We start from the raw sequence: 4,654 nt of genomic DNA, 5'->3' as shown, positions 1-4,654 counted from the left end.
GCCACATTATTAAATGAAGATGCCACGCTGTTCCGCCGTAAATACTTTTTAAACGGCGCGCACATGGGGTTTATTATGTATGCGACTGATCCTAACTTAGACCCTGATGTTGAAGACGATATAAAAGAAAAAATACAAGATTCAAAGGGCGTGGGTAACTTTCGCTCGTTGTTTGTAAACATACCCAATGGTAAAGAAAAAGGCTTACAAATAATCCCTGTGGGTAATTTTGAAAGTAAAGACGAGTTTATGAACGTTAAAAACGTATCAGCGCAAGATATACTCAACGCCCACCGTTTCCCACCAGGCTTGGCGGGTATCATTCCGGCTAACAATGCAGGCCTTGGCGACCCGACTAAATACGATGCCATGTATTTTAAAAACGAGACTAAACCGCTTATTAAATTAATGAGTGATGAAGTAGCGAGGGATCCTGAAATTGGTAGTAAGTTACAACTTAATTTTGATTTAGAGCCCAGCGCGTAAACTTAAATGTCTGTTTGTTAAACGCTGACACACTGTATATAATTACAGTGTGTTTTATTAACGATTGGTGAATATTATGGCGCGTGTTACTTGTCCAAATTGCGAAGCTAAAGCAACAATTACATCACGCGAAAAGCAAAGCGCGCATGTTGTTAATTTATATTGCTCGTGTACGAATACAAAAGAATGCGGGGCCACGTTTCGTATTACCCAATCGTTTGATCACTTCTTAAACCCGCCTTGTAAAACCACTGTGCAATTAGCTGCATCGCTTATTAAAAACCTACCGCGTGAAGAACAATTAGAATTGATTGGGCTTTAACATTTAGGGAATAAGTCACGTCCGTTTGAATATTGGAATAGTTAAAATATATAAATCCATCTATTGTTTATCCGTAAAAAATTACTCAATACTCTTTTTAAAAAGCTCTTCAATCCATGATTTTACTTCAGTTTGAATCTTATCAGACACTAAATGAGCACTTTCAATTGAACTAGTATTTGTTTTAATCATTTTCCAACTGCTACATCTAGGAGAAGAGAAACTTTTCCAGTTATTCCTTGTTAATACTTCATAAGCAACATGATGAACTATATGTGTATTGGAATATATTGGAACTATGTATAAGGATATAGCTTGTCCTAATTCAATTTTTGGTTTGAAAAGAAATTTTAATATTCTATTTTCAGCGCTATGCGTATAGTCAAAACCATCAATATATTTCTTAGTTTTAGTGATTTTCTCTAACTTATACTCTGTATTTGTTCTTTGACTTATACTTCTTGCTATATTGAAACCCAGTCTTTGCGACACATTAGTCATACTTGGTTTTTCGGGAAGAGCTTTATACTCCTCTACTTCAAAAGTACTTTCAGCATATGTAGGTTTAGAAAAATAATTTTTAGTTATATTTTTCATTAACCAGTTTCCAACTTCCTTAATATTTGGGACATGGTGTGTTCTGAGATCCGATTCTTTATTTATTTCGTAGACACTGAGAAGATCAGCATCCCATGATGACATGTTTTCATTGAAACTATCTAAAAACTTTAGTAGCTTGTCTTCACTAAAACAAATCTCATCTGATTTAGTCTTTACTAGCTCAAATATAGAAGTTTCTTTTCTCTTAGAAGGTCTTGTGTCTTCTTTATTAACAGCGCTATCATTCATAGGGCTTCGTAGGTCATTTGTTTGAGGTATTACACTAGGTTCATCTAGTCCAAAAGCTTCATAAATTATCTTATGTGTAGCAGTTGTTACATGCCCAAATTTCTCAATATTATCAGCTTGAGTTACAAAAATAGGTTTAGAATCTTCATTTTTTGAAAGGTCATCTGCCACAGAAGCCATAATATCTCTGTACCTAACATCACCATTATGTTCAGAAACTGCTGTTAAAATACTTTCTGTGAAGCGGCTAAATTCCTTACCTGCAAAGGATGTTTGATTTTCCCTAGATGAAAACCAAAAATATATATCATTTAAACCATACTTTTGCGCAGACTTTTTTAGTTCACTTTCAGTATTTGACTCGCTTTTTATATATTGTGTCCCACTAAAACAAGCATCTACGATCTTCACAAATAATTTAGGAGATAAAGTTTTAATCCAATCATCCACTTCTGAATTTCGTAACCCTGTGCTTTCTCTTTTCCTAAGATCAAAGTCTGACAACAGATAAAAAAAGTCATCATCATATCTGTCTCCGTGTCCAGTAAAGTAGAAGATAAACTCATCAATTTCTTCTCCTTTGTACTTCTCAACCAATTCAGATATTTTTCTTTTTACTTCATACCCAGCTTCATTATCATTTATAAAAAGAGTTTCTTGAATATCTTTTACATCATTAAGAACATCTCCAATAACTTTTGCATCATTTTTACATGCTAATAAGTTATCAAAATCTGCTGATTTATATTTTTCAACGCCTATGATTACTGCTAAATTCAATTGAAACTCCAGTGTGAGCAAAATTTATAATACTTTTTATATTTATGCTGAATGCAAGTTGTAATATTTTATTACTTATTAAACTGAGATGCTACCAACTAGTAATATCAGAGTTAAAGTTAATTCTACTATGAGTTAGCCCAGTATTGTTGTATTTATTAAACGTAATTATAAATACTAAAACAACTCACATAGTTAGAGGCTATATTTTCTTTAACAATAGCACTAACAATTAACCGCTCTCATTTGCTAAAAATCTACTACTAGAAAAATAGTAAGATAGTTAGTTCTTCAAAACTCCTATGGTCTGTTTATTACTGCAAATACATCGGCGTTAGGTTCTTGCTGGTAGCCGGTGCAAATTTCGGTGGCAAATACGCTACTATTATTTTTTCCGCACTGGCCGTATTGGGTTTTAGGCTTTGGCTTACCGAATTTAGTAATAAACGGGCTGTGCTGATCCTCTGCATACCCTTTTGGGCAAAACGCCTGGCAACTAATACATGCCTTTGGCATGAGTACTTTTGAAATTTGAATAGTCATTGTTTCTCCTACGCCATTAAATCAAGTTCCCACCAATCGTTATCGCTGATTGCTGATGCGCTGCCTTGTTTTATTAAAGTAACTAGGTCCCAGTCGCCAATAGTAACTAGACCGTTTTGTATATGGGTGTTATTTGGTGTGTTGCGCCCGTCAAGCTGCGCGTACTTATAAGCAAGCTCTACATACTCGCGGGCTTGTTGCCAATGGGCGTCAGTTATGTGCCAGCTACCCGCTTTTTGTGAATATGTTTTAGCCAATGACTCAATAGCTAAGCGCTGATCATGCTTTATTTGCTCATCAACATTTAAAACTTGAAGTTGGCCGTCTCGTATTTGGTAAATTTGGCTGTTTCGGCTGATCCTTTTTCCGCTATTTAGATCCTTTATTACTTCATCAACGTCATTTTTTGAGGTGCCCATCATATCGAGTAACAACTCAGCCCTAGACCCTGCGGCTATAGGCGTACAGTTATTACCACTAGTCCAAGATAGGTCGGCTGCGCCGACGTTGGTGTTATCCTTAGTATTGAGTTTTTCGGCTGTGCCTTTGAGTTGCCTGGTCCATTCTACTAGGCGAGTTTTAAGGCTTGTTTCGGTGGTAACGTTATAAACATTGTTAATCATGCGGTGAAGCTTTGACTCGATACTTACATTGGTAACAATGCCTTTTATGCGGCGTACTACTTCGGCGTAGTCGTTGCCCATTTGTGTGTCTTCGTACATTGATTTGAAGTTAGCCGCACGGCCTATACACATACCGCCTTGGAGTTTTACGTAGTCTTTCCAGTTAGCAGTATCTGCAGCGTGGCGAATAGGCTCTATGGTCTCGTCGCTTATAGCTTTGCCTTTTGGCATGCGGCGTAATTCACGATACACGGTAACGCTTGGTGAACCCTGAAATTGAAACTGACGAATATTCCATGTACTAGCCCAGGCTAAAACGGGGTTAGCTTGCTCTTGCAGGTTTTCGCCTGTTTCTGCATCTTCATGGTCGCTTAATTGGTAGCCATCAATATTTTTACTGATGTATTTAGCAATGTAGCTGGCTGCACTGCCCTTGCTTTTATCCATTTTTATGGCGTCAAAACGAGGGCTAAAAGTACGATAAAATTTATTAGGCGCTTTGGCTTTTTTGCCTTGGCTTTTTTTAAGGCCCCACTCGCGGCGCTTTTGTTTGTAGGTTTTAAAAAGCTCACTTTTTTTAGTGCCTGCGCGGTAGCTTACGCATTTTTCGACGGTTTTAATGTGCGTGCCGTGGGTGTTTATATCTACCCATTCGTTTACTACTTTTGCGCGGGTTTGCACAGGGCCGTAATAATCGTAAAGCTCTGTTTTATCTTCTTGAATAAAATACCAACGCAAAATAGCGTTCACTTCTTGTAGTTTATTTTTTGGCATAAACAGCATCATGTGCCAATGCGGGCAACCGTCGGCATGTGGCTCAACTACGCGCACACCAAAGTATTTAAGACCACGGCGATTTAACTTAGAACGGGCACGCGCCCATGTTTGGGTTAGGTAATTTTGTGCATCTTTTGGGGTTTCGCCGTGCCATTTACTTGAGTTTGCATGAAAACGTGACGGGCAAGTAATAGTGTAAAACACACCTACATAGCCCATTTCGTCGGCTAGCTCTTCGGTCTCGCGTATGCGTAACATTAATTCGTTACGGCGG

General features: G+C 37.7%; 4 protein-coding genes and 1 pseudogene. 2 read left to right on the top strand and 3 right to left on the bottom strand.

Translation table 11 applies throughout. From position 1 onward, the window contains the following. A pseudogene (locus L654_RS0102725) lies at nt 1–486 on the top strand (phage portal protein); the annotation flags it as partial. A 76-nt stretch (nt 487–562) separates the two neighbouring features. Next, a complete protein-coding gene (locus tag L654_RS0102720) occupies nt 563–808 on the top strand; it encodes an ogr/Delta-like zinc finger family protein (RefSeq protein ID WP_024607201.1) in 246 nt (81 codons plus the stop codon). Nucleotides 809–889: 81 nt separating this feature from the next. On the opposite strand, the gene L654_RS0102715 is transcribed toward L654_RS0102720, so the two are convergent. The 3 genes from L654_RS0102715 to L654_RS0102705 all read right to left on the bottom strand — a co-directional run. Then, on the bottom strand, nt 890–2,437 hold the full coding sequence (locus L654_RS0102715; protein ID WP_024607200.1) for a caspase family protein: 1,548 nt from the start codon (nt 2,435–2,437) through the stop codon (nt 890–892). A gap of 300 nt (nt 2,438–2,737) precedes the next feature. Beyond that, nucleotides 2,738–2,980, bottom strand: coding sequence for a hypothetical protein (locus L654_RS0102710; protein ID WP_024607199.1), 243 nt, complete (start codon nt 2,978–2,980; stop codon nt 2,738–2,740). 8 nt (nt 2,981–2,988) lie between these two features. Further along, nucleotides 2,989–4,654: replication endonuclease (locus L654_RS0102705; protein WP_024607198.1), on the bottom strand; the 1,666-nt coding region annotated here is incomplete at its 5' end.

Source organism: Pseudoalteromonas sp. TAB23 (assembly GCF_000498075.1).
Lineage (GTDB): Bacteria > Pseudomonadota > Gammaproteobacteria > Enterobacterales > Alteromonadaceae > Pseudoalteromonas > Pseudoalteromonas arctica.
This window is presented reverse-complemented; position numbering and strand designations above follow the sequence as displayed.